A 22,835-nucleotide genomic window follows, 5' to 3' on the forward strand; every position below is an offset into this window, starting at 1 on the left:
CGGCAGGATTATTTCAGGTATTTCGCCAGCCAGCCCTCGACTTCGCTGTAGAAGAAGCGGCTGTTCTCGCCCTTCAGGATCCAGTGGTTTTCATCCGGGAAGACGAGCAGCTTGGCCGGCACGTTCAGGCGTTGTTGCACGGCAAAGTTCATCAAGGCATTGTTAGCGGGCACGCGGTAGTCGAGTTCGCCCACGGTGATCAGGATAGGCGTCGTGAAACCCGTGCCTTTTTCGTGATTGCCCGCTTGCATGACCGGGCTTTGATCGCGCCACACGGGCAGGTTCGACCAGACGGGGCCGCCCGCATTCGTTTCACGGCCGAAACCGCCATCGCTGGTGCCCCATTGCATGATGAGATCCATTTCGCCCGCGTGCGAGACGATGGCCTTGTAGCGCGTGGTGGTCGCCTGCAGCCAGTTGGCCAGGTGGCCGCCATAGCTGGCGCCGCCAGCGGCCAGTTTCGTGCCGTCGATGAAGGGGTATTTCTTGATGGCTTCATCGACGCCCTGGTTGACTTCGTCGCCCGGGCCCTTCAATGGGTCGAACTGGATCGAGCGCGAGAATTCCTCGCCGTAGCCGGTGGAGCCCTTGTAGTCGGTCAGCAGCACGACATAACCGGGCTTGGCCAGCAAGTGGTAGTTCCAGCGCAGCACGAACTGGTCGCGCCACATGCTGGCCGCGCCGCCGTGGATGACGGTAAACAGCGGGTATTTCTTGTTCGGGTCGAAATTGGCCGGCTTGACGAGCATGTTGTGGATCTGGCGGCCGTCGGCCGTCGTGAACCAGAAATGCTCGGGCGCCTGCCAGTCGATCTTGTCCGCCTTGTCCGTGTTGAAGGCCGTCAGGCGCTTCGGCTGCCGGCCGTTGAACGCATAGATTTCCGGCGGGTTGATGGCCGATTCCCACACGCCGACCAAAGCCTTGCCGCCGCTGCTCAGCGAGTTGATGGTACCCGTTGGCAGGGAAGCCTCGTCGCGCACGTCGCCGCCCCTGGCGTCGATCGAGTACAGCTTTTCCAGGCCCGCATGTTCATAGCTGAAAATGATCCGCTTGCCGCCGTCCGGCAGCACGTAGCGGGAAATCGAACGGTCCAGCTTGGCCGTCAGTATCGTCGGCGCCGGGCTGCTCATGGGCCAGGCGAAGCTGGCCAGGCGTTTCACGTCATACACCTTGCCCGGCGTTTGCGCATCGCTCAAGGCAAACAGGGTCTTGCCGTCGGCCGCAAATTTCAGGGAACCGTAGCTATGCTTGTCCTGCGTCAAACGCTGCGCCTCGCCGCCCGCCACGGGCAGCAAATACAATTGCGAATACACGGCTTCGCGCTGGGCCGCATCGCGGTTGGTGGCCGCGTTGAAGACGACAGCCTTGCCGTCCGGTGTCCAGACGGCGTCCAGCGATTGTCCTTCATCGCCCTGGCCGCCGCCAAAGCCCGGCAGGGTGACCAGTTGCGTGCCCGACAGGATGTCGCGCGGCGCGGCCTCAGGCTGCGCGTCGACGATGAACAGGCGCACCTGCTTGTCGGTCAGCCATTTGTCGAAATAGCGGGGCGCCGTCGTTTCATACGAGCGGGCACTGTATTTACGGTCCTTGCGCTCTTTCGCGCTTTGCTTGACGTCGCTTTCCGTCTTGTTGCCAGGGTAGATATCGCTGATGAACAGCAATTGCTTGCCATCGGGGCTCCATTTCGGCATGCGCGCACCAAGGGTCAGCGAGGTCAGGCGTTGCGCTTCGCCGCCGTTGGCCACGTCGAGGCGGTAGATCTGGCCCGCTTCATCGCCGTCGCGCTTGGCGACAAACACCAGCTGGCGGCTGTCCGGCGACCAGGCGACGGCGCCTTCGCCGCCCTTGGAAAAGGTCAGGCGGCGCGCCGGGCTGTCGTCAAGCAGCGACTTGATCCACAGGTCCGACCATTGATCCTTGCTGTCGTAGGCGCTGTCGACGACGGAAAACACGGCCCAGCGTCCGTCCGGGCTGGCGACGGGTGCGCCGACCCGTTTCATCAGCCATACGTCTTCATGCGTGATGGCGTGTTTGGCATTCGTTTGCGTGGCGGCAACTGGCGACGCAGGCGTGGTATCGGCGGCGTGGGCGAGCGAGGCGCAGGCCGCTGCGATCAGCAGGGAGCCGATGGAACGGCGAAGACGGGGTAAGGTCATGGGCGTGGTCCGGGAAGTGAAAGAAGTACAGCGGGCAACATTATTGCCCATCGTTTCCTGCACTGCCAAGGCCATGAACCGTTACTTACCAGGCCGCCGCGCGCGTGGCGGACGGGCCACGCGTATCCGATCAGTTAAACTTGCCGCTTTACTCACGCTGGCGCTGCCTGAACATGAAAATTTGTCTACCCTTATTGAAAACGCTATTGCTGGGTGCAGGCGCGCTGCTGGCAACCCAGGCGCTTGCCGCCGCTGCCGCGCCATACCCGAATACCAGCGCCATGGGCGTGGGCCACGCGGAAAGCACGGCCTGGTATGCCGCTTGCCTGAAGGTCAAGGATAGTGCGCCGCCGCCGGCCGACTTGCCGGCGCCGTCCGCCGTGACCGCCTTGCAGCAGTGCCAGGCGACGGACCTGTATTACGATACCAAGAGTATGTCCTCGCCCAAGCCCGCCGACTGGCGTCCCGTGCGCCATTGTGCCCTGGCCACGCAGAACAGCGCCGTGCTGATGATGCTGTACCAGAACGGCCAGGGCGTGCAGAAGGATACGTTGTTGGCGCTCAAGTATGCGTGCAGCATCGATGCGGCGCCGGCCGAGATGCAGGGCCGCATCGAACACTTGCAGCAGATTAACGCCAGCGGGCGCGGCATGATCGACCTGTGCGACGACATCACCAGCGGCTACATGATGGGCGTGTGCAGCGCCATCGATGCGCGCCAGAAGCAGCGCGTGCGCGCGCAGGCAACGGGCAAGGCGAGCGAAGCGATGCCTGCCGTGGCGCAGGCGTCGCTGCAAAAACTGCAGGCGGCGGCGGGCAGGTTTGCCGACGCGCGCGCGGCCCATGAAACGGACTTGAGCGGCACGGCGCGCGCCGCCCTGAGCATCGCCGCCCGTACGGCCGAGCTCGATTTACTGGCGCACGATCTGCGCGACTACGAGGCGGGCAAGCTGCCGGCAAGCATGTCCAAGGAGCAGGCGGCCGCGCTCGACAAGGAGCTCAACGCCATCTACGGCAAGCTGATGAAAAAGCCGGCGGCGACCTATGCGGGCGCTGTCGGCAAGGATGGCATCCGCGCCACGCAACGCCTGTGGCTGGCGTATCGCGATGCCTGGATGAATTTCGGCGCCGTGCGCTATCCGTCCGTCACCAGCGAGACGTGGGCTGGCCGCCTGACGTCGCGGCGTAATGTGCAACTGCAAGACTTGCTGGAGAATTAAAAAATGCGGGAAGCGTATTACCACGAAGATGATTTTTGCATGATCGAACTGCTGCCGCTGGATAACCTGCAGCACTGTTTGACGCAGATGGGCGAGCAGCAGGCGTTTGCCGATGCGCACCGCAGCGGCGCCGGCTGGACGGAGATGTATGTGCCCGAGGCGCCGCCGTCGCCGCTGTCCGCGCTGGGCCTCACGGCCGATCAGCTGCGGCTGGCGCTGGCCGATGCCTTGCCGCCCTACGACGCCGTCTACACGGGCTACAGCAGTTGCCGCGTGGAATGCAAGAATGTGCTGGCCTTTGGCGGCGAGCAGACGGAAACCCTGTTTGCCGGCCTGGACGACAAGGGCATCGTGTGCGACCTGTGGTGCAGCGATGGCATGCCGCAACTGTTGCTGCTGCCCTTGAAGGAGCGCTTGCTGCTGGCCGACTGGGGCGCGGGGTTTGCGTGTCCGCTGGCCGATGGCGACCTGTTCGCCCGCTATCTGCAGGAATACGAACTGGGCTGATTACTCGCAGGCGATGGCGTTCGGCTGCGCCACCTTGACCACCGATGCCAGATGCGCCATGTCGTTGCCGTCGCCCTGTTCCACATAGGGCTGATAGGTGTCGATGACGATGCGGGCGCGCGCTTGCCAGCCGCAATTGTCGGCCTGGCGCGCGGGCACGCGCAGCAGGCGGCGCGCCTCGGTGTCGTTACTGAAACAGAACCACGCATCGTGCGCGGCCGCGGGGCGGGGCAGGCGTCCCCACTGCGCCTTGTCGGGCGCGAAGCAGACGCGTTTGCCGATCATCTCCAGGCTCATTTCATCCGTGCGCGCGCTGTACTGGCCATCGAGCACGATCGGCGTTTGCGCCTGCGCGGACAGGCACGCGGTGGCCAGGAGGAGGAAGGCGGCAGGTTTCATGCGTTTCTTTCGGGCTGGCGGGACGAGGCGCCAGTATAACCCCGGGGCTGGAAATGCAAAAAGCCCATCCGTGAGGATGGGCTTTTTGGTACTGCGCATTCGTGGTAGGCCGTGCGGGATTCGAACCTGCGACCAACGGATTAAAAGTCCGCTGCTCTACCAGCTGAGCTAACGACCCGAAAGAGGCCGCATTATATATCAGTTGAAAAAGAATGCAAAGCATTCCTGCACGAAAATGTAGATGCCTCAATGCAGGGCCGCCGTGAGCTTCAGCACTTCCTCGATACTGGTGCTGCCGTCGCGTATCCTGTGCGCGCCGGCGATGCGCAGCGGCGTCATGCCGTCGAGGATGCTCTGGCGGCGCAGCGCGTGCAGGTCGGCGCCGGACTTGATCAGCTGGCCGAACGCTTCCGTCACGCCGAGCAGCTCGTAGATGCCGGCGCGGCCACGGTAGCCGCTGTGCCGGCACGCGGCGCAGCCGACGGGGCGATACACGCTTGCCGGGAGCGGTAGCTGGCCATCGGCCAGGCTGTGCCATTGCGCCGCGCCCGGCGCCGCATCCGGTTGCTTGCAGTCGGCGCACAGGCAGCGCAGCAGGCGCTGCGCCAGCACGCCGATCAGGCTGGCTTCCAGCAAGTAGGCGGGCAAGCCCAGCTCCAGCAGGCGCATGACGGCCGAGGGCGCATCGTTGGTGTGCAGGGTCGACAGCACCAAATGGCCCGTCAAGGCCGCCTGGATGGCCATCTCGGCCGTGGCCAGGTCGCGGATTTCGCCCACCATGATGATGTCGGGGTCTTGCCGCATCAGCGCCCGCACGCCATCGGCAAACGACAGCTCGGCCTGCACCTGCATCTGGTTGAAGGCCGGCTCGACCATTTCGATGGGGTCTTCCACCGTGCACACATTGACGGCGCTGCTGGCCAGCGCCTTCAGCGTACTGTACAGGGTGGTGGTCTTGCCCGAGCCCGTGGGCCCCGTCACCAGCACGATGCCGTGCGTGCGCGCCGTCAGCTGTTGCCAGCGTTGCGCATCGGCCGGCGGGAAGCCCAGGTCGGCCAGGCTCTTGATGGCGATCTCGGGATCGAAGATGCGCATGACGAGCTTTTCACCGAAGGCCGTGGGCAGGGTCGACAGGCGCAGCTCGATTTCCTGTCCCTGCGCATTGCGCGTCTTGATGCGGCCATCCTGCGGGCGGCGCTTTTCCACCACGTCCATGCGTCCGAGCAGCTTGATGCGCGCCGTCATGGCCAGCAGCACCACGGGCGGCACCTGGTAAGCCTGGTGCAGCATGCCGTCGATGCGCAGGCGCACGAGGCCCGCGTCGCGCTTCGGCTCCAGGTGGATGTCGGAGGCGCGCTGCTCAAACGCGTATTGCCACAGCCAGTCGACGATGCGCACCACGTGCTGGTCGTTGGCGTCGAGGCTGGCCTTGTTGCGCCCCAGTTCCACCAGCTGTTCCATATTGTGGCGCAGCGCCAGGTCTTGCGTGGACGCTTGCCGCGCCACCTTGACGGCGCTGGCCAGGCTGAAAAATTGCGCGATGGCATCGGCGATGTGCAGCGGGTTGGCGATGACGAGGCTCAGCTTGCGTGGCGCCACAGTCCCCAGTTCCGCCTGCCAGGCAAGCGCATACGGCTGTGCGGTGGCGATGACGATGCGTTCCGGCGTGCTGTCCACGGGCAGGATGTTGAAGCGGGCCGCATAGCCGGCCGTCATGACGTCGGCCACCTGGCTGAAATCGATGTGCAGGGGATCGATGCGCAGATAGGGCAGGGCCGCGCGCTGCGCCAGCCAGGCACACAGGGCGTCGAGCGTGAGCAGGGCATGCGGCGCCAGGGCCGAGCACAGCCGGCAATCGGCCACATGGCACAGCGGATGGATGGGTGGCGCGGGGAGCAAGCCGGCGTGGGTGCGGATGGTGGCCGCCTGCGCCGCATCGAGCACGCCATCGTCCTGCAGCCAGCGCAGCAGGTGCGGCAAGTCCAGCGTGGCGCTCGCGGTGGCTGTGGCAGGGAGGGAGGAGGGCATGGCCGGCGCCTTTCAAGGCTGCCGGCCACGCGTGGGCGTGTCGGCGCTTACAGCGTGCTGACGATGCCCTTGACCCAGCTCTTGGCGGGCAGCTTGGTGTCGGCGACGATCTGCTTGGCGCGCTCGAGCAAGGCGGCTTGCGCCTCGGCATCGAGTGCCACTTTCGTCTTGAACGCGATCGCCACCACGTTCCCATCATGGACTTCCGGCAGGCAGACCACCTGTGCAAACGCAAACTTCATCGCCTTGATGTTCTTGGCGTAGCTCGGGTGGTCGCCAAACAGGTTCACCGTCATGATGCCGTGCGGCGCCAGGCAGGCGCAGCAGGCGGCATAGAAATCGGCGCTGTCGAGCACGGGGCCGCGCGCCGTGGCGTCATACAGGTCCACCTGCAGGGCGTCCAGCGTGCCATGGTTGGCTGCATCGTTGACGTAGTTGAGCGCATCCATTTCGCGCACGTGCAGGCGCTCGTCGTTGGGCGGCAGCTTGAACATCGAGGCGCAGATCGTGATGACGGACGGGTTCAGCTCGATGGCCTCGACTTGCGCCTGCGGGAACTGGCGGTAGCAGAATTTGGTCAGCGCGGCCGTGCCCAGGCCCAGCTGGGCGAGGCGCTGCGGTTCCTTGATCCACAGCATCCAGGCCATCATCTGCTGCGCATATTCGAGTTCCGGCCAGTCCGGCTTGCGGATGCGCATGGCGCCCTGCACCCATTCCGTGCCGAAATGCAGATAGCGCACGCCATCCATTTCCGACAGGGTGACAGGGGCGTAGCGGGGCTTGCGCGCAGGGCGCGAGGATTCGACTTGTTCGATGGATTTTCGTTTGATAAGCATAAGGCGGCCTGAAAGTGTGCCGCATTATAGCCCGTGCCGGGGCGGCATAAAAAATGCCGGACCCATGAGAAGCACATGGGGCCGGCATTTTTAAACTGCTGAGTAACGACGCCAGGCAGAAGCGGAGCGAGCGGATGGCGGAGGTGGCCGAGAAGCGCAACCGTACCCAGTACGGGGGCGCCAAGCCGGTGAGCATCACAGGCCGCCTATGCCGACGCGCAGCTGCTTGGGTCAGGCGTTACTGCTGAGCAGGTTCGATGGAGACACGCAGACGGATGCGCTCGCCCGGATCGTAGGACATGATGCTCGTGTAGTTGCGGCCGCGATAGTCGTACGTGACCTGGTAGCCATTGTTGCGGCTTTCCCAGTGGTCGACCTGACGGCATTGCTTGACGGCTTGTTCCTGCACGCCGCCCTGGTAGTTGTTCTGGTTGTCGACGCGGTCGCCGACGACGGCACCGGCAATCGCGCCCGCTGCCGCAGCGGCCGTGCGGCCATTGCCGCCGCCGACCTGGCTGCCGAGCAGGGCGCCGGCGATACCGCCGACGATGGAGCCGCCAGCGCTGCGCTGTTGCGGCGGCGCCTGCACCTGCACGTATTCCGTACGGCATTCCTGGCGTGGACGATTGATCTGTTCGACTTGCGGCACGACGCGCACGACCTTGCCGAAATCTTCAAAGTCGGCGGCCTGGGCGAGTGGCAATGCACCGATACAAAGGGCTGACATCATCAATTTGGCTTGCAAGTTCATTTGTAACCTCGTTATGTAGAGAATCTTTCAGGGTATTTTTTACAACTTGGGACTATAGTAATCCCGCCGGACCGATACTTGTGTTTCGCCTGGCAACAAAATGTAACAGCCCAAGCCCCTCGCCCCACAGTCTGTAACATGCACTTTCAATCGATACAAGATGTTGAAATGACTTGAAACCGGCGGTTTGTAACAAATCTTGCGTTTGACATCATATTCGGGTTGATTCATGCAGGACAACACGTTACCCTAATACGCGTATGGCTTATATAAAATCGCACTGAATCGCATAAAAGTTGATACAGATCGAATCACCGCGTGCGCATTGACCCGCGTGCGGGGATGCAATAAGACGAGCAACTAGAAGAGATCCATACATAACAGGTCGATTTGAGGGAAAAATGAGTTTGTTACTAACCGTGCCGCCCAACCTTGTCCAGTCCATCCGTGCCTTTCGCGTGACCGAATTACAAGACGAGGCGATTCGTCTCGGGCAGCACTTTTTATATGCGCATTGCAACGCTGGGCAGACCAAACAACAAGTCATCGGCATTATTGCAGAAGCATTCCTGTTTCCGAAAAATCTGGCGAAGAATTTCGACGCGCTGCGTCTGTGTCTGACGGACACCATGTACAAGGCCGGTCCGCAGACGGGTTTCCTGGTGGTGCTCGAGCAATTGCCAAATACGCAAAAATTCGACAAGGAAGCGCGCGAGATCCTGCTCGACGTGTTCCGCGACGCGGCCGACTACTGGGCCGAAAAGAAAGTCCCGTTCCGCGTCTTCTATTCGTTTGAGTAAAGACTTACTCGCGCTGTAGTGCAGAAAAATCGGCCTGGCGCGAGCGCGGCAGGCACGCCGTGCGGGCAATGGCAGCGCTCCTGCGCTTATGTTGCGCCGCAACAATAATGCCGGCCTTTCTAGATTCGCATCGCCATAGCGGGTACAATGCGCGCTATGAAAAATATCGTTATCCTCATTTCCGGACGCGGCAGCAACATGGAAGCGGTCGTGCGCGCGGCGCAAGCCGAGCAATGGCCAGCCCGTATTGCCGCCGTCATCAGTAACCGGGCCGATGCCCAGGGACTGGTTTTTGCCGCGGAACATGGGATAGCGACCGCTGTCGTTGCCAACAAGGATTATGCCAGCCGCGAGCAGTTCGATGCGGCGCTGCAAGCCGCGGTCGACGGCTTTGCCCCCGACCTGGTCGTGCTGGCCGGTTTCATGCGCATCCTGACTGCGCCATTCGTCGAGCATTATGCGGGGCGCATGCTGAATATCCACCCGTCGCTGCTGCCGCTGTTCCCGGGCATGGCGACGCATCGCCAGGCGCTCGAGGCGGGCGTGACGGAACACGGCGCGACCGTGCATTTCGTAACTGCCGAGCTCGACCATGGCCCTGCCGTGGCGAGCGCGGTGGTGCCCGTCTTGCCAGGCGACACAGAAGAAAGCTTATCGGCGCGCGTGCTGGTACAGGAACATCTGCTTTACCCGCGCGCCATCCGCCTGTTCATTGACGATAAACTGTCAGTCGAGCATGGCCAGGTCCGCGTGGACCCTCAATAAAATATTACAGGAAAAATAACAATGAGATTGCCACCAGCGATACTTGCCAATGCTGAAGAAGTATTGCGCGAAATTTTACGTTTCACGGCCCCGGCCGACACCACCCTGTCGCGCTATTTCCGCGACCATCCGCGCCTCGGTTCGCGCGAGCGGGGCGCCATCGCCGAAGGCATTTATGCCGTGCTGCGCAACAAATCGTTCTTCACCGACTTCGCCGAAGCGGGCAACGGCCCCACCATGCGCCGCCTGACCATCCTCGGCCTGGCCGAAGCCGTCGGCGCCGATTCGCTGGGCGGCCTGACGGAAGAGGAAGTGGAATGGCTGGAACGCATCACGCAGATCGACCGCAACCTGATGCCGCCGAACATGCGCGCCAACATGCCGACCTGGCTGTTCGACAAGCTGATCGCCCAGTTCGGCGAAGCGGAAACCATGCTGCTGGCCGATGCGCTGAACGCGCCGGCGCCGCTGGACTTGCGCGTCAACTCGCTCAAGGCCACGCGTGAAGACGTGATGCTGGCCCTGGCCGAAGCGCCGATCCTCAGCACGCCGACGCCGTTTGCACCGCTGGGCTTGCGCGTGATCAAGAAGCCATCGCTGCAAAACCTGCCCCTGTTCCAGAGCGGCGCCATCGAAGTGCAAGATGAAGGCAGCCAGATCCTGTCGCAGATCGTCGGCGCCAAGCGCGGCGAGATGGTGGTCGACTTCTGCGCCGGCGCGGGCGGCAAGACCCTGGCGCTGGGCGCGCTGATGCGCAACACGGGCCGTCTGTACGCATTCGACGTATCCGAAAAACGCCTGGCCAAGCTGAAGCCGCGCATGGCCCGCAGCGGCCTGTCGAACGTGCATCCGGTGCAGATCGCGCATGAGCGCGATGCCAAGATCAAGCGCCTGGCCGGCAAGATCGACCGCGTGCTGGTCGATGCGCCATGCAGCGGCCTGGGCACCCTGCGCCGCAATCCGGACGTGAAATGGCGCCAGCAGCCGAACTCCATCGTTGAACTGCAAGCCAAGCAGGCGGCGATCCTGGCCGGCGCGGCGCGCCTGGTCAAGGGCGGCGGCCGCCTGGTGTACGCCACCTGCAGCTTCCTCAACGAAGAAAACGATTTTATCGCCGAGCAATTCCTGGCCGCCCATCCCGACTTCACCCTGGTGCCGATGAGCAAGGTGCTGGCGGAACAGAAGATCGAGCTGGAAATGGGCGACTACCTGAAATTGTTGCCGCATCTGCATCAGACCGACGGCTTCTTTGCCGCCGTGTTCGAACGCAAGGTCATGCCGAAAAAAGTCTACGCCGATGAAAAGCCGGCCGACGACGTTGACGCTGAACAAGCCGAGTAAGCCTGTCACGGGCCGCTGCCGCTCCCGCAGCGGCGGCCACGCAATGCCGCCAGCCAGCCTGGCGGCATGGGCTAGATGCCCATCCGTATCACTTCTGTCCCACCTTCCGGACCGCCTGCGCCATGAATGAAACCCCACTGCTGAACCTGATCACCGACTTTGTCGACGATTTCCGCCAACCGGCCATCCTGTGGCAGGCGCTGGCGATCGTCGCCTGCCTGGCCTTGAGCTGGCTGCTGGTGCGGCAGTTGCGTGAATTCCTGCACAAGCGGGCGGAAGCGGCGACGACGCCGGCCACGCCGGAAACGCTGCAGCGCACGGACAGTTTCATCCGCATCCTCACGCCCGTGCTGGCGGCCATGCTGCTGGGCATTGCGCAACACTTCCTGGCCAAGTTCCAGTCGGTGAATTTGCTCAATATCGCCATTCCCCTGTGCACCTCGATGGCGCTGGTGCGCTTCGGTTTTTACGTGCTGCGCCGTATCTTTGCCCGCCACGGCGAGATCAGCCCGACCATGCTGTTGCTGGAAAAGGTATTTACCGTCGTCGTGTGGGCCGGCATGGCCCTGTATATCACGGGCTTGTGGCCAGAGTTGCATGCTTTCCTGGAGAGCATCGTCGTGCCGCTGGGCCGCAACAAGGTTTCCGTGGCTGCCATCTTGCAAGCCGCTATTTCCGTGGCCGTGCTGCTGGTGCTGGCCATGTGGGCCGGCACCTCGCTCGACGAGCGCCTGATGAAAATGCAGGGCCTGCATACCTCCTTGCGCGTGGTCATGTCGCGCATGGGCCGCGCCGTGCTGATCCTCGTTTCCGTCCTGATCAGCCTGTCGCTGGTGGGCATCGACCTGACGGTGTTGTCCGTCTTCGGCGGCGCCTTCGGCGTGGCGCTCGGTTTCGGCTTGCAAAAGATCGCCGCCAACTTCGTTTCCGGCTTCATCATCCTGCTCGACCGCAGCCTGACCATCGGCGACATGATTACCGTCGGCCAATTCACGGGCAAAGTCACGCAGATCAATACGCGCTATACTGTGTTATTGGGTGGCGATGGCGTGGAATCCATCGTGCCGAATGAAATGCTGATTTCCGGCGGCGTGCAGAACATGTCGCTGAGCAACCGCATGGTGTGGCTGTCGACTGCCGTGTCGGTGGGCTATGAAACGGACCTCGACGCCATCTTCCCCTTGCTGGAAGCGGCTGCGGCCAGCGTGCCGCGCGTGTCGCAAAGTAATCCGCCATCCGTTACCCTCGTGCGTTTCGGCGCCGACGGCCTGGATCTGCAGATCGGTTTCTGGATCGCGGACCCGGAAAACGGCACCGGCGGCGTGAAGTCGAATGTGAACCGCGCCATCTGGCGCACCTTGCAGGAACAGAAGGTCTCTGTACCTTTCCCGCAACGCGAATTGCGTATTGTGGGTACGCCTCCTGCCCCGCTCGTCGGCGCGGCAGAGGGTGAGTCCGCGCCATCCGGCACCCAGCCTTAACCTCGCTGCCTGCCTCCGTTTTTGCCTGATCGCACCCATTAGGGCGTACAATCACGCCTAAAATTAACTCTGCCGGACCTCCAGAGCAACTGGAGCGACCGTGCGCACGCCCTGTCCACTTGGAGTAGTAGTAATGACATTGAGTTCCGTTTTACACGACGTTTTGCAGTTCATGGCAACTGGCATTACCGATCTGTCCGCATGGCAAGTTTTCCTGTACACCATGGTGGTCACGCATATCACGATCGCCAGCGTCACGATTTATTTGCACCGCCACCAGGCTCACCGCGCGCTGGAATTGCATGCGATCCCCAGCCATTTCTTCCGTTTCTGGCTGTGGCTGACGACGGGCCAGGTCACCAAGGAATGGGCGGCCATCCACCGCAAGCACCACGCCAAGTGCGATACGGAAGAAGATCCGCACAGCCCGGTAACGCGCGGTATCAAGAAAGTCTTCTGGGAAGGCGCCGAGCTGTACCGCGCTGAATCGAAGAACATGGAAACCATGGCCAAGTACGGCCACGGCACGCCGACGGACTGGATCGAGCGCAACCTGTACACGAAATACAGCTGGCTGGGCGTCGTCTCGCTGTTCGTCATCAATTTCATCCTGTTCGGCGTGATCGGCATCTCCGTATGGGCCGTGCAAATGATGTGGATCCCCATCACGGCGGCCGGCATCATCAACGGCATCGGCCATTACTGGGGCTACCGCAACTACGACTGCGCGGACGCGGCCACCAACATCATTCCCTTCGGTATCCTGATCGGTGGCGAAGAGTTGCATAACAATCACCATACGTATGCGACGTCGGCCAAGCTGTCGTCGAAGTGGTATGAAATCGATATCGGCTGGGCTTATATCCGCGCGCTGGAAATGCTGGGCCTGGCCAAGGTGAAGAAACTGGCGCCGGAGCCGAAGTTTTCCCACGGCAAGCTGGAAGCGGACTTCGAGACCTTGCAGTCCGTCATCGCCAACCGCTACGACGTGATGGCCAAGTATGCGAAATCGATCAAGCATGCGTGGAAGGAAGAACTGGAACACTTGAAGCACAAGGCGGAACTGGAAAAGCGCTTCCTGAAGTCGTCGCGCAAGCTGATGCAGCGCGAACCGGGCAAGCTGGCCGACGCGCACCATGAACAGCTGTCGGAATTGTTCCAGCACAGCAAGGCACTGGAAACCATGCACCATATGCGCGTGGAACTGGGCGCCATCTGGGAGCGTTCGCACTTTACGCGCGAGCAATTGCTGCACAAGCTGCAAGACTGGTGTGCGCGCGCCGAAGCGTCGGGCATCAAGTCGCTGCAAGACTTTTCCTTGCGCCTGCGCAGTTATGCCTGATTGAGCTGCCGCAGCCTATCGAGGCCCTGGATTCCAGGGCCTTTTTTTTCGTCCCGGAAAAGCGGATGAGGTGATGGCCTAAAATCAGGACGAAAAAAAACCGCTCATCGGAGCGGCTCTTTTTACAGAACACAGTATCAATTACTTGATCTTGGTTTCTTTGTACGTTACGTGCTTGCGTGCTTTAGGATCGAATTTCATGATCTCCATTTTCGCAGGCGTCGTACGCTTGTTTTTGGTAGTCGTGTAGAAGTGACCCGTACCGGCGGTCGATTCTAACTTGATTTTGTCGCGGCCTGATTTTGCCATGATAGCTCCCTTATTCTGCTAATTAGACTTTTTCGCCACGAGCGCGCATATCGACCAATACGGCGTCGATGCCGACTTTATCGATGACGCGCAGACCGGCGTTGGACAAACGCAGGGAGACCCAGCGGTTTTCAGATTCAACAAAAATACGACGATTCTGCAAGTTAGGCAAAAAACGACGTTTGGTTTTGTTGTTTGCATGGGAAACATTGTTACCGACCATCGGCTTCTTCCCAGTGACTTGGCAAACACGTGCCATGGCGCACTCCTTAAAGATATTCCAAATTGGAAAAACGAGAGTATATCCAAAATAAGCCGATTTATCAATGACTTGCGAAAAACAATTGTGTCTTGTTGTTGTGAATTTATTTAACAATTTGACTTTTGCGATTTCTCATAGGGAAAACGCTGGTAAACACCGTTGTTTACTGTTAGATAAGCATGCTGTTGTTTTTACGTATGTCCTTGTTTACACATGGTTAACTGCGTCGGGACCGCGCGCGGCCTAGAGTTGGCCATGCTCGGCAAACGAATGCACTTGCCGCCCAGCAACGACGAAATGGTCGAGGATGCGCACGTCGACCAGCGACAGGGCCTGCACCAGCGCGCGCGTCAGCAGCAAGTCCGATTCGCTCGGTTCCGGCGTGCCGGATGGGTGATTGTGGGCCAGCATGACGCTGGCCGCGTTGTGCAGCAGCGCCTGCTTGACCACTTCGCGCGGATACACGCTGGTGTGGGTGAGGGTGCCGCGAAACATTTCCTGGGTGGCGATCAAACGGTTCTTGACGTCCAAAAACAACACATGGAACGCTTCATGCGCCAGGTGGCCCAGGGTCAGGCGCAGATAGTCCTTCACGGCGTGCGGCGAATTGAGGGCTTGCCCCGCCTGCAAATCCTCGATGATGGCGCGCCGCGCCAGTTCCAGCACGGCTTGCAGTTGGGCAAATTTGGCGCTGCCCATGCCGTGCACGGCGGAAAAATTCACGAGACTGGCGCCAAACAGCCCACGCAAGGAACCGAAGTGCTCGACCGTGTCGCGCGCCAATTCCACGGCGCTCTTGCCGCGCACGCCCGTGCGCAGGAACACGGCCAGCAATTCCGCGTCCGACAGCGAGTGCGCGCCATCCTCGATCAGGCGTTCGCGCGGCCGTTCGCCAGCAGGCCAATCCTTGATGCCCATCATGCCTCCCATGCCGCATTCAGGTAGTGGCGGCGCCTGCCGACGATTGTCGCGTGGTTCTGCTGCGGCCATGCTGCGCTAGCTCGTCTTCCTGTCAGATCATGGCAAAAAAACAAAAACCAAGATGCCCGGAATGGCCATTTTCAGGCGCTATCATTTGCCTGTCGTTGCACTCTATGCAAGTTGCAGCGGCGGGGAGTCAGGGCCCTGAACTCAATGTCTTCCACTTAGTTTCGCAGGAGCAGTCATGCCATATATCAAAGTTATCAACGGAGTCATGCAAGAGTTCAACGCCGCCGGCGTCAATACGGGCAAGGTCAGCGGCATCGGCCTCAATTCGCATGCCTATCTGGAGCGCCGTGCCTGGAGCGCCGCCGCGACGGCCGCCACGAATGACGGCAATCCCGACTACCCGGCCGATTTGCCCTACCTCGCGGCCAATGGTGTCAAGTACATCCAGGTGATGGTGGCGCCATTTAACGGCAGAGTGGCAAACGGCACGGGCCACCAGGTGTGGGACTACGTTGTCGGCATGCCGGAATTTGCTTCCGACAACACGGTCGTGACGCTGAATATCAACAAGACATACTGGGCCGCGGTGCAGGCGCTGCTCGACTGCGCGCTGGCCAATGGCATCGGCATCATCGCCTGTCCATTCTGGAATCCGGCGGCCGTGCCGGAACTGGTGGGCGAGGGGAGCAACGTTGTCGCGGAACTGAGCAATGCGCAATCGAAGACGCGCAATTACATGCGTGCCTTTGCCAGGGCATTCGCCTTGCGCTACGCCAGCCATGCCGGCATCGCCGGCTGGATGGCGGCGCAGGAATTGCAGATCATCAAGAACCTGGGAGTCCATACCGTCAATGCCGTGATTCAGGAAACGGCGCAGATACTGCGCGACCACGATGCGCTGGGCCGTATGATTTCCTCCGGCAATGTCGGCATTGCCCATACCTCGCCCCGTCAAGGCTCTTTACAGCAATACATCACGGAAACCCTGCCCTTGATGAATCCAGATCCGGTTGATTGCATTTGCGAAAATCTGTTCCTGGGCAATGAATATGTGAGCAGCGCCCTCGATGACAATACGGAGTTGCCCGCTGATTTTGTTTCCTCCTCGCTCGCCTATCTGCAAGTGATGCAGCGTGCGGCCAAGGCCTTGGGCAAGCCGTATTACATCGGCAGTTTCGGCCTGTCGAAAAAGCAAGAGCTGGCCTTGCAGGATACCGAGCGGCAAGACAACCTGCATGCCCTGTTGAGCGCCATACGCCGCACGGGCGTGCAGCTGGCGTGCTACTGGGCCTGGAATGCGGGGACCACCATGGAAAAGGAAGGCTTGAACCTGGTCGAGGCTGAAACGCCATTGAAGACGAATTACCGCACGCCCGTCTGGAACGCCTTGCGCGGCGAGGACGCCATCCGCCCCGCGCCGCCCAAGCCCTGTTTCGGCGTGACGAAGACCTTGCAATTCCAGCCTGGCCTCATGCTCACCGTGCCGTCGTCCGCGCGCTACGAGAGTGCGGATTTTTCCCTGTCGTATTGCATCCGGCAGCAGGCTTTTTCCTCGATCAAGGACATTGAACTGGCTTTCATCAAGCGTCAGTCGGATAAAAAAGGCTGGGCGCTCCTGCAAAAGTTTATTACCACGCAGAACGACATCACTACTTTCCTGCATCTATGGAATAACCAGGGAGAGCATGGCCTGGGCGCCAACAGCAATGGTCACGGCGTGAAGGTGGATATTGCCAACCGCTGGCTGCGCTGTACCTACACCGTCAAGCATGATGGTTCCATCAGCCTGTATGTCGACGATTTTCTCATGTACCAGGGCAGCAAGATGGCGAAGCCATTTGTGAATGCCGCCGCCACGCCCCTGGTGATCGGCCGCCCCGTGCATGCGCTGGAGCAGGGCGCCCCCGCCTGGCAGTTGTCCGATGTCATCCTGTACGACCGCGTGTTGACGCCGAAGGAAGTGTATGACTATGGCCAGTACGGCATCGTGCACAGGCCCGTGGGGCGCTGGAAGCTCGACGGCAACCTGGAAGACAGTTCGGGCTTCGGGAATCACGCTAGCACGCCTAGCGGGTTGACGTACGTCAACGTCTGACAGGTGGCAGGGGACGCGGCATGTTTTTTGACAAAAGCATGGCCGCGCTGAGATGGCATGGGGCAGGCGCGGCCAGTGTGGCTTACAATATCGTTTTGCACCAGCTACCTGAAACCTATTATGTCCAACGAGCAACCAGCAGTCGTCACCGAAGCGGCTTACCTCACCCTGCATTATCGTCTTGCCACTGTTGACGGTACTGACATTGTCACGACCTTCAGCGGGAATCCCGCCACGTTGATGCTGGGACAGGGCCAGCTGGCGCCGTTCCTCGAGCAGCGTTTGCTGGGTTTGCCTGAAGGCACGCACCAGACTTTCGAGCTGGCGGCCGGCGAAGGCTTTGGCGAGCGCAATCCCGAGCTGGTGCAGTCGGTTTCGCGTGCCACGCTCGATGAAAACTCGGTGCCGGGCGCCGACTACAAGATCGGCGACCTGGTGGATTTCGCCGCCCCGGGCGGCGGCCGCTTTGCCGGCGTGCTGCGCGAACTGCGCGACGATTCGGCCCTGTTCGACTTCAACCATCCGCTGGCTGGCCAGCCGCTGCGTTTTGAAGTCAAGCTCATCTCGGTGCTGTAAACAAGGAATAGCGATGGATAAAGAACTGTTACTGGCCCAGCCCCGGGGTTTCTGCGCTGGCGTCGACCGGGCGATCGAAATCGTCGAGCGTGCCTTGCAGCAATTTGGCGCACCGATCTACGTGCGTCATGAAATCGTCCACAACGCCTATGTGGTGGCCGACCTGCGCAACAAGGGCGCCATCTTCATCGACGACCTCGATGACGTACCGGCTGGCAATACCCTCGTGTTTTCCGCGCATGGCGTGTCGAAAGCCGTGCGCGCCGAGGCGGAATCGCGCGGCCTGAGCATTTTTGACGCCACCTGCCCGCTGGTCACCAAGGTGCACATGGAAGTGGGCAAGATGCGCCGCGAAGGCCGCGAAATCATCATGATCGGCCACGATGGCCATCCCGAGGTGGAAGGCACGATGGGCCAGGCTGAAAAGGGCATGCATCTGGTGGAAACGCTGGAAGATGTGGCGACCTTGCAGGTCGCCAATCCGGACAGCGTGGCCTATGTGTCGCAGACAACGTTGTCAGTTGACGACACTCGCGACATTATCGAGGCGTTGAAGCAGAAATATCCGAATATTGCCGAGCCCAAAAAAGGCGACATTTGCTACGCCACCACCAACCGCCAGGAAGCCGTGAAATTCATGGCGCCGCTGGTGGAAGTGGTGATCGTCGTGGGCAGCCCGAACAGCTCGAATTCGAACCGCCTGCGCGAAGTGGCAGACAAGATGGGCACGCCGGCCTACATGGTCGACAATGCCTCGCAAATCGACCCCGCCTGGCTGGAAGGCAAGCTGCGCGTGGGCGTCACGGCCGGCGCCTCGGCGCCCGAAGTGCTGGTGCAAGCCGTGATCGACCGCTTGAAAGAGTGTGGCGTGAAGAGCGTGCGTCCGCTCGACGGCGTGCAGGAAGCCGTCACGTTCCCGATGCCGAAAGGCCTCGACGGCATCAAGCGTGACGTCGCCTGAGTTGGCTTGGTAGCCGAGTATCGATGAAATAGTCACCTCAAAACCGAATTTAATTCGGAAATGATTGAATTATTCCAAGCTTAGTTTTTGCAAAAGATCGTTATGATTGCCTCAAGCTTGAATATGTTGTCGTTATGACTAAGCGTGGTCACGCCCATTTTCAGTGCGTGCACCATGCTGGTGAGAACGGTCCAGGGATGGCACTGCAGGAATTTTTCCTCCGGTGCCGTTTTTGTATCAGCGATACATGTTCTGGCGGAAGTTGTTCCCGAAAAATGCATATTTGGATAGGGCAATCATGGATACATTCATCCAGCAGATCATTAACGGCTTGGTGCTGGGCAGCATGTATGCCTTAGTCGCCCTCGGTTACACGATGGTGTATGGCGTCTTGAACCTGATTAACTTCGCCCACGGCGACGTGCTCATGATCGGCGCCATGGTGGGCTTGAGCATCCTCAAGCTGCTGGGCATTTATGTACCGGACTGGCCCGGCTACCTGAAACTGGCCACCGCCATCCTCGGCGCCATTCCCATCTGTATTCTGGTCAACATCATCATCGAGCGGGTCGCCTACCGCCGCCTGCGCAACGCCCCCCGCCTCGCCCCCCTGATTACCGCCATCGGCGTCTCCATCCTGCTGCAAACCTTTGCCATGATGATCTGGACGCGCAATCCCTTGCCCTTCCCGCAATTGCTGTCGACCGACCCCATCAATGTGGGCGGCGCCGTCATTTCGCAAACGCAAGTATTGCTGCTGGCCCTGGCCGCCATCTCGATGGGCGGACTGGTGTTACTGGTGGAAAAGACGAAAATGGGCCGCGCCATGCGGGCCACGGCGGAAAACCCCCGCGTGGCCGGTCTCATGGGCGTCGATTCCGACAAGGTCATCGTCGCCACGTTTGCCATCGGCGCCGCGCTGGCCGCCGTGGCGGGCGTGATGTGGGGCGCCAACTATGCCTCGATTCAATTTTCCATGGGCGCCATCCCCGGCTTGAAGGCGTTCTGCGCGGCCGTGCTGGGCGGCATCGGCAATATCTATGGCGCCATGATAGGCGGCGTCCTGCTGGGCATTATCGAGAGTCTGGGCGCCGGCTATATCGGCGACATCACGGGCGGCTTCCTGGGCAGCCACTACCAGGATATCTTTGCCTTCGTCGTGCTGATCATCGTGCTGACCCTGCGCCCGTCCGGCATCATGGGCGAACGCGTGGCCGACCGCGCCTGACGTGAAACTGGGAGATTAAATCATGGCACTACTCGATTTCGACGTCAAAAAGCACCCGGCCAAGGCGTATGCCGGCATGCTGGGCCTGGCCGCGCTGCTGATGGTGTTCCCGTTTTTTGCCGCCCAGTTCGGCAACTCGTGGGTGCGCATCATCGACATGGCCTTGCTGTACATCATGCTGGCCCTGGGCCTGAACATCGTCGTCGGCTTCGCCGGCCTGCTCGACCTCGGCTACATCGCCTTCTACGCCGTGGGCGCCTACCTGACGGCCCTGCTGGCTTCGCCCCAGTTCGCCATCCTGCTCGAATCCGTGGTGAACCAGTATCCGGTGCTGGGCGAGACCCTGGTACAGCTGATGGGCCCGGAGATCCGCGAAAACGGCATCCACCTGTCGATCTGGATCATCGTGCCGCTGGCGGCCTTTGTTGCCGGCCTGTTCGGGGCACTGCTGGGCGCGCCCACCTTGAAACTGCGCGGCGATTACCTGGCCATCGTGACCCTGGGTTTTGGCGAGATCATCCGCATCTTCATGAACAATTTGAACGACCCGATCAATTTCACGAATGGTCCGCAAGGCATCAATTTGATCGACCCCATCCGCATCTTCGGCGTCAACCTGGCGGGCGAGGCGGGCACCAACAGCACCGTCACGGTGGCCGGTTTTTCCATGCCGTCCGTGAACGCCTATTACTTCCTGTTCCTGTTCCTGTGCATCGCCGTTGTCTTCGTCACCAAGCGCCTCCAGCATTCGCGCCTGGGCCGCGCCTGGGTCGCCATCCGCGAAGACGAGATCGCCGCGAAAGCGATGGGCATCAACACGCGCAACGTGAAACTGCTGGCCTTTTCCATGGGCGCCTCGTTCGGCGGCGTGGCTGGCGCCATGTTCGCGTCGTTCCAGGGCTTCGTCTCGCCGGAATCGTTCTCGCTGACGGAATCGATCGCCGTGCTGGCGATGGTGGTGCTGGGCGGCATCGGGCATATTCCTGGCGTGATCCTCGGCGGCGTGATTCTCGCCTCCATCCCCGAAGTGCTGCGCCACGTGGTGGAGCCGGCCCAGCAGGCGCTGTTCGGTCACGTGGTGATCGAGGCGGAAGTGCTGCGCCAGCTGCTGTACGGCCTGGCCATGGTCTTGATCATGCTCAACCGTCCCGCCGGCCTGTGGCCGGCGCCGAAGCACGAGGACCGGCCCGACCATGATGTGGATCAACCGAACAAATCAACCGGCGTCGTGTCCGCTTAAGGAAGGAAAGCACCATGAGCGAACAGATCATTCTCAATATCGCCGGCGTGAATAAACGTTTCGGCGGCCTGCAGGCGTTGACGGACGTGGGCATCACCATCCGCCAGGGGCAGATCTATGGCTTGATCGGCCCGAACGGCGCCGGCAAGACCACGTTTTTCAACGTCATCACGGGCCTGTACCAGCCGGACACGGGCACGTTCGAGCTGGCCGGCAAGCCGTATTCGCCGTCGGCGCCGCACAAGGTGGCCAAGGCGGGCATCGCGCGCACCTTCCAGAATATCCGCCTGTTCGGCGACATGACGGCGCTGGAAAACGTCATGGTGGGGCGCCACGTGCGATCGCACCAGGGCGTGTTCGGCGCCATCTTCCGCCACAAGGCGGCGCGCGAGGAAGAGGCGGCTATCCGCCAGCGGGCCATGGAGCTGCTCGATTTCGTCGGCATCGCCCAGTTCGCCAACCGCACCTCGCGCTTCCTGTCGTATGGCGACCAGCGGCGCCTGGAAATCGCCCGCGCGCTGGCTACCGACCCGACCCTGCTGGCCCTCGACGAGCCGGCGGCCGGCATGAACGCGACGGAAAAGCTGGCCCTGCGCGAGTTGTTGGTGAAAATCAAGGCGGAAGGCAAGACCGTGCTGCTGATCGAGCACGACGTGAAACTGATGATGGGGCTGTGCGACCGCATCACGGTGCTCGAGTATGGCAAGCGCATCGCCGAAGGCTTGCCGGCCGAAATACAGCAAAACCCGGCCGTGATCGAGGCTTACCTGGGGGGATCGCACGCATGAGCAGCAATGGATGGAACAAGAACGTATTGAAAGTGGCGGGCCTGCATGTGGCCTATGGCGGCATCAAGGCCGTCAAGGGCATCGACCTGGAAGTCAACGAAGGCGAGCTGATCGCCCTGATCGGCGCGAACGGCGCAGGCAAGACGACGACACTGAAAGCCATCACGGGAACTTTGCCTGCATGCAAGGTCGATGGCACCATCACTTACATGGGCGAGTCGCTCAAGGGCAGCAAGTCGTTTCACCTGGTGGAAAAGAAGCTGGCCATGGTGCCGGAAGGGCGGGGCGTGTTTACGCGCATGTCGATCCGGGAAAACCTCATGATGGGCGCCTACACGCGCACGGACAAGGTGGGGATCGAGACCGACATCGGCCGCTGGTTCGACGTCTTTCCACGCCTGAAGGAGCGGGCGGCGCAGATGGCCGGCACCTTGTCGGGCGGCGAGCAGCAGATGCTGGCCATGGCGCGCGCCCTGATGAGTCATCCGAAGCTGCTGCTGCTCGACGAGCCGTCGATGGGCCTGTCGCCCATCATGGTCGAAAAAATCTTCGAGGTGATCCGCAAGGTGTCGTCGGAAGGCATCACGATCTTGCTGGTCGAACAGAATGCCCGTTTGGCCCTGCAGGCGGCGCACCGCGGCTATGTGATGGATTCCGGCCTGGTGACCATGGGCGGCAACGCGGACGACATGCTCGACGATCCGCGCGTGAAGGCGGCGTACCTGGGCGAGTAGGAAGCGCCAGGCAAAAAAATACCCCGGCAGTGGTGCCGGGGCAAGAGACATCCGTGGAGGAGTACAAGACGGATGCCGGAGGAGCG

General features: G+C 61.2%; 22 protein-coding genes and 1 tRNA gene. 14 read left to right on the forward strand and 9 right to left on the reverse strand.

From position 1 onward, the window contains the following. Positions 1 to 8: 8 nt before the first annotated feature. Complete coding sequence (locus tag YQ44_RS04040; RefSeq protein WP_071322286.1) at positions 9 to 2,156, reverse strand: alpha/beta hydrolase family protein; 2,148 nt, start codon at positions 2,154 to 2,156, stop codon at positions 9 to 11. A gap of 206 nt (positions 2,157 to 2,362) precedes the next feature. Between YQ44_RS04040 and YQ44_RS29255 the strand changes: the two genes are divergently transcribed. After that, positions 2,363 to 3,376 carry a lysozyme inhibitor LprI family protein gene (locus YQ44_RS29255; protein ID WP_071322287.1) on the forward strand — a complete coding sequence of 338 codons (1,014 nt, stop codon included), beginning with the start codon at positions 2,363 to 2,365 and terminating at the stop codon, positions 3,374 to 3,376. A 39-nt stretch (positions 3,377 to 3,415) separates the two neighbouring features. Then, positions 3,416 to 3,883, forward strand: a complete 468-nt coding sequence (locus tag YQ44_RS04050; protein ID WP_156894684.1) for a hypothetical protein — start codon at positions 3,416 to 3,418, stop codon at positions 3,881 to 3,883. Here the strand turns inward: YQ44_RS04050 and YQ44_RS04055 are convergent, their stop codons facing one another. The 5 genes from YQ44_RS04055 to YQ44_RS04075 all read right to left on the reverse strand — a co-directional run bounded on the left by YQ44_RS04055 (position 3,884) and on the right by YQ44_RS04075 (position 7,897). Continuing rightward, positions 3,884 to 4,282, reverse strand: coding sequence for a hypothetical protein (locus YQ44_RS04055; RefSeq protein WP_071322289.1), 399 nt, complete (start codon positions 4,280 to 4,282; stop codon positions 3,884 to 3,886). A gap of 102 nt (positions 4,283 to 4,384) precedes the next feature. Next, a tRNA-Lys gene (locus YQ44_RS04060) sits at positions 4,385 to 4,460 on the reverse strand. 68 nt (positions 4,461 to 4,528) lie between these two features. Then, on the reverse strand, positions 4,529 to 6,310 hold the full coding sequence (locus YQ44_RS04065) for a GspE/PulE family protein (RefSeq protein WP_071322290.1): 1,782 nt from the start codon (positions 6,308 to 6,310) through the stop codon (positions 4,529 to 4,531). Positions 6,311 to 6,357: 47 nt separating this feature from the next. After that, positions 6,358 to 7,146: a spermidine synthase gene (locus YQ44_RS04070; RefSeq protein WP_071322291.1), complete on the reverse strand. Its 789-nt coding sequence runs from the start codon at positions 7,144 to 7,146 to the stop codon at positions 6,358 to 6,360. 238 nt (positions 7,147 to 7,384) lie between these two features. Then, positions 7,385 to 7,897: a glycine zipper 2TM domain-containing protein gene (locus YQ44_RS04075; protein ID WP_034747447.1), complete on the reverse strand. Its 513-nt coding sequence runs from the start codon at positions 7,895 to 7,897 to the stop codon at positions 7,385 to 7,387. A gap of 401 nt (positions 7,898 to 8,298) precedes the next feature. On the opposite strand from YQ44_RS04075, the gene YQ44_RS04080 reads away from it, so the two are divergent. The 5 genes from YQ44_RS04080 to YQ44_RS04100 all read left to right on the forward strand — a co-directional run bounded on the left by YQ44_RS04080 (position 8,299) and on the right by YQ44_RS04100 (position 13,626). Next, entirely contained in the window at positions 8,299 to 8,697 is a 399-nt protein-coding gene (locus YQ44_RS04080) for a barstar family protein (RefSeq protein WP_071322292.1), read from the forward strand. A 156-nt stretch (positions 8,698 to 8,853) separates the two neighbouring features. Continuing rightward, positions 8,854 to 9,462, forward strand: coding sequence for a phosphoribosylglycinamide formyltransferase (gene purN, locus YQ44_RS04085; RefSeq protein ID WP_071322293.1), 609 nt, complete (start codon positions 8,854 to 8,856; stop codon positions 9,460 to 9,462). A gap of 21 nt (positions 9,463 to 9,483) precedes the next feature. Further along, complete coding sequence (locus YQ44_RS04090) at positions 9,484 to 10,803, forward strand: RsmB/NOP family class I SAM-dependent RNA methyltransferase (RefSeq protein WP_071322294.1); 1,320 nt, start codon at positions 9,484 to 9,486, stop codon at positions 10,801 to 10,803. Between the two features lie 122 nt (positions 10,804 to 10,925). Continuing rightward, positions 10,926 to 12,284: a mechanosensitive ion channel family protein gene (locus YQ44_RS04095; protein ID WP_071322295.1), complete on the forward strand. Its 1,359-nt coding sequence runs from the start codon at positions 10,926 to 10,928 to the stop codon at positions 12,282 to 12,284. A 172-nt stretch (positions 12,285 to 12,456) separates the two neighbouring features. Continuing rightward, complete coding sequence (locus YQ44_RS04100; protein ID WP_442905893.1) at positions 12,457 to 13,626, forward strand: DesA family fatty acid desaturase; 1,170 nt, start codon at positions 12,457 to 12,459, stop codon at positions 13,624 to 13,626. Positions 13,627 to 13,767: 141 nt separating this feature from the next. Here YQ44_RS04100 and rpmG read toward each other — a convergent pair whose 3' ends face one another. The 3 genes from rpmG to radC form a co-directional block, all read right to left on the reverse strand. After that, entirely contained in the window at positions 13,768 to 13,935 is a 168-nt protein-coding gene (gene rpmG / locus YQ44_RS04105) for a 50S ribosomal protein L33 (RefSeq protein WP_010400929.1), read from the reverse strand. Between the two features lie 22 nt (positions 13,936 to 13,957). Next, positions 13,958 to 14,194 (reverse strand): 50S ribosomal protein L28, encoded by a 237-nt coding sequence (rpmB, locus tag YQ44_RS04110; protein WP_010400928.1) that lies wholly within the window; start codon positions 14,192 to 14,194, stop codon positions 13,958 to 13,960. Positions 14,195 to 14,440: 246 nt separating this feature from the next. Beyond that, positions 14,441 to 15,115, reverse strand: a complete 675-nt coding sequence (radC, locus tag YQ44_RS04115) for a RadC family protein (protein WP_071326248.1) — start codon at positions 15,113 to 15,115, stop codon at positions 14,441 to 14,443. Positions 15,116 to 15,392: 277 nt separating this feature from the next. On the opposite strand from radC, the gene YQ44_RS04120 reads away from it, so the two are divergent. The 7 genes from YQ44_RS04120 (at position 15,393) to YQ44_RS04155 (ending at position 22,749) form a co-directional block, all read left to right on the forward strand. Further along, positions 15,393 to 17,222: a hypothetical protein gene (locus YQ44_RS04120; protein WP_156894685.1), complete on the forward strand. Its 1,830-nt coding sequence runs from the start codon at positions 15,393 to 15,395 to the stop codon at positions 17,220 to 17,222. A gap of 120 nt (positions 17,223 to 17,342) precedes the next feature. Beyond that, on the forward strand, positions 17,343 to 17,798 hold the full coding sequence (locus YQ44_RS04125) for an FKBP-type peptidyl-prolyl cis-trans isomerase (protein WP_034747468.1): 456 nt from the start codon (positions 17,343 to 17,345) through the stop codon (positions 17,796 to 17,798). Positions 17,799 to 17,811: 13 nt separating this feature from the next. Next, positions 17,812 to 18,759, forward strand: coding sequence for a 4-hydroxy-3-methylbut-2-enyl diphosphate reductase (ispH, locus tag YQ44_RS04130; RefSeq protein ID WP_071322298.1), 948 nt, complete (start codon positions 17,812 to 17,814; stop codon positions 18,757 to 18,759). Positions 18,760 to 19,057: 298 nt separating this feature from the next. Beyond that, positions 19,058 to 19,987 carry a branched-chain amino acid ABC transporter permease gene (locus tag YQ44_RS04140; protein WP_071322300.1) on the forward strand — a complete coding sequence of 310 codons (930 nt, stop codon included), beginning with the start codon at positions 19,058 to 19,060 and terminating at the stop codon, positions 19,985 to 19,987. Between the two features lie 22 nt (positions 19,988 to 20,009). Beyond that, on the forward strand, positions 20,010 to 21,227 hold the full coding sequence (locus YQ44_RS04145) for an ABC transporter permease subunit (protein ID WP_071322301.1): 1,218 nt from the start codon (positions 20,010 to 20,012) through the stop codon (positions 21,225 to 21,227). A 14-nt stretch (positions 21,228 to 21,241) separates the two neighbouring features. Then, positions 21,242 to 22,015 carry an ABC transporter ATP-binding protein gene (locus tag YQ44_RS04150; RefSeq protein ID WP_071322302.1) on the forward strand — a complete coding sequence of 258 codons (774 nt, stop codon included), beginning with the start codon at positions 21,242 to 21,244 and terminating at the stop codon, positions 22,013 to 22,015. Then, positions 22,012 to 22,749 (forward strand): ABC transporter ATP-binding protein, encoded by a 738-nt coding sequence (locus YQ44_RS04155; protein WP_071322303.1) that lies wholly within the window; start codon positions 22,012 to 22,014, stop codon positions 22,747 to 22,749. Before YQ44_RS04150 ends, YQ44_RS04155 begins: the two co-directional genes overlap by 4 nt. Positions 22,750 to 22,835 lie beyond the last annotated feature (86 nt).

The organism is Janthinobacterium sp. 1_2014MBL_MicDiv (genome assembly GCF_001865675.1).
Taxonomy (GTDB): Bacteria; Pseudomonadota; Gammaproteobacteria; order Burkholderiales; family Burkholderiaceae_D; genus Janthinobacterium.

What these genes read in the sequence shown, in the direction of transcription:
- YQ44_RS04075 (WP_034747447.1), bottom strand. Translation starts at nt 7,897, where the DNA reads ATGAACTTGCAAGCCAAATTGATGATGTCAGCCCTTTGTATCGGTGCA.
- YQ44_RS04100 (WP_442905893.1), top strand. Translation starts at nt 12,457, where the DNA reads ATGGCAACTGGCATTACCGATCTGTCCGCATGGCAAGTTTTCCTGTAC.
- YQ44_RS04090 (WP_071322294.1), top strand. Translation starts at nt 9,484, where the DNA reads ATGAGATTGCCACCAGCGATACTTGCCAATGCTGAAGAAGTATTGCGC.
- YQ44_RS04145 (WP_071322301.1), top strand. Translation starts at nt 20,010, where the DNA reads ATGGCACTACTCGATTTCGACGTCAAAAAGCACCCGGCCAAGGCGTAT.
- YQ44_RS04055 (WP_071322289.1), bottom strand. Translation starts at nt 4,282, where the DNA reads ATGAAACCTGCCGCCTTCCTCCTCCTGGCCACCGCGTGCCTGTCCGCG.
- YQ44_RS04040 (WP_071322286.1), bottom strand. Translation starts at nt 2,156, where the DNA reads ATGACCTTACCCCGTCTTCGCCGTTCCATCGGCTCCCTGCTGATCGCA.
- YQ44_RS04080 (WP_071322292.1), top strand. Translation starts at nt 8,299, where the DNA reads ATGAGTTTGTTACTAACCGTGCCGCCCAACCTTGTCCAGTCCATCCGT.
- YQ44_RS04120 (WP_156894685.1), top strand. Translation starts at nt 15,393, where the DNA reads ATGCAAGAGTTCAACGCCGCCGGCGTCAATACGGGCAAGGTCAGCGGC.
- purN (WP_071322293.1), top strand. Translation starts at nt 8,854, where the DNA reads ATGAAAAATATCGTTATCCTCATTTCCGGACGCGGCAGCAACATGGAA.
- YQ44_RS04050 (WP_156894684.1), top strand. Translation starts at nt 3,416, where the DNA reads ATGATCGAACTGCTGCCGCTGGATAACCTGCAGCACTGTTTGACGCAG.
- YQ44_RS04150 (WP_071322302.1), top strand. Translation starts at nt 21,242, where the DNA reads ATGAGCGAACAGATCATTCTCAATATCGCCGGCGTGAATAAACGTTTC.
- YQ44_RS04125 (WP_034747468.1), top strand. Translation starts at nt 17,343, where the DNA reads ATGTCCAACGAGCAACCAGCAGTCGTCACCGAAGCGGCTTACCTCACC.
- YQ44_RS04065 (WP_071322290.1), bottom strand. Translation starts at nt 6,310, where the DNA reads ATGCCCTCCTCCCTCCCTGCCACAGCCACCGCGAGCGCCACGCTGGAC.
- rpmG (WP_010400929.1), bottom strand. Translation starts at nt 13,935, where the DNA reads ATGGCAAAATCAGGCCGCGACAAAATCAAGTTAGAATCGACCGCCGGT.
- YQ44_RS04155 (WP_071322303.1), top strand. Translation starts at nt 22,012, where the DNA reads ATGAGCAGCAATGGATGGAACAAGAACGTATTGAAAGTGGCGGGCCTG.
- radC (WP_071326248.1), bottom strand. Translation starts at nt 15,115, where the DNA reads ATGGGCATCAAGGATTGGCCTGCTGGCGAACGGCCGCGCGAACGCCTG.
- rpmB (WP_010400928.1), bottom strand. Translation starts at nt 14,194, where the DNA reads ATGGCACGTGTTTGCCAAGTCACTGGGAAGAAGCCGATGGTCGGTAAC.
- YQ44_RS04140 (WP_071322300.1), top strand. Translation starts at nt 19,058, where the DNA reads ATGGATACATTCATCCAGCAGATCATTAACGGCTTGGTGCTGGGCAGC.
- ispH (WP_071322298.1), top strand. Translation starts at nt 17,812, where the DNA reads ATGGATAAAGAACTGTTACTGGCCCAGCCCCGGGGTTTCTGCGCTGGC.
- YQ44_RS04070 (WP_071322291.1), bottom strand. Translation starts at nt 7,146, where the DNA reads ATGCTTATCAAACGAAAATCCATCGAACAAGTCGAATCCTCGCGCCCT.
- YQ44_RS04095 (WP_071322295.1), top strand. Translation starts at nt 10,926, where the DNA reads ATGAATGAAACCCCACTGCTGAACCTGATCACCGACTTTGTCGACGAT.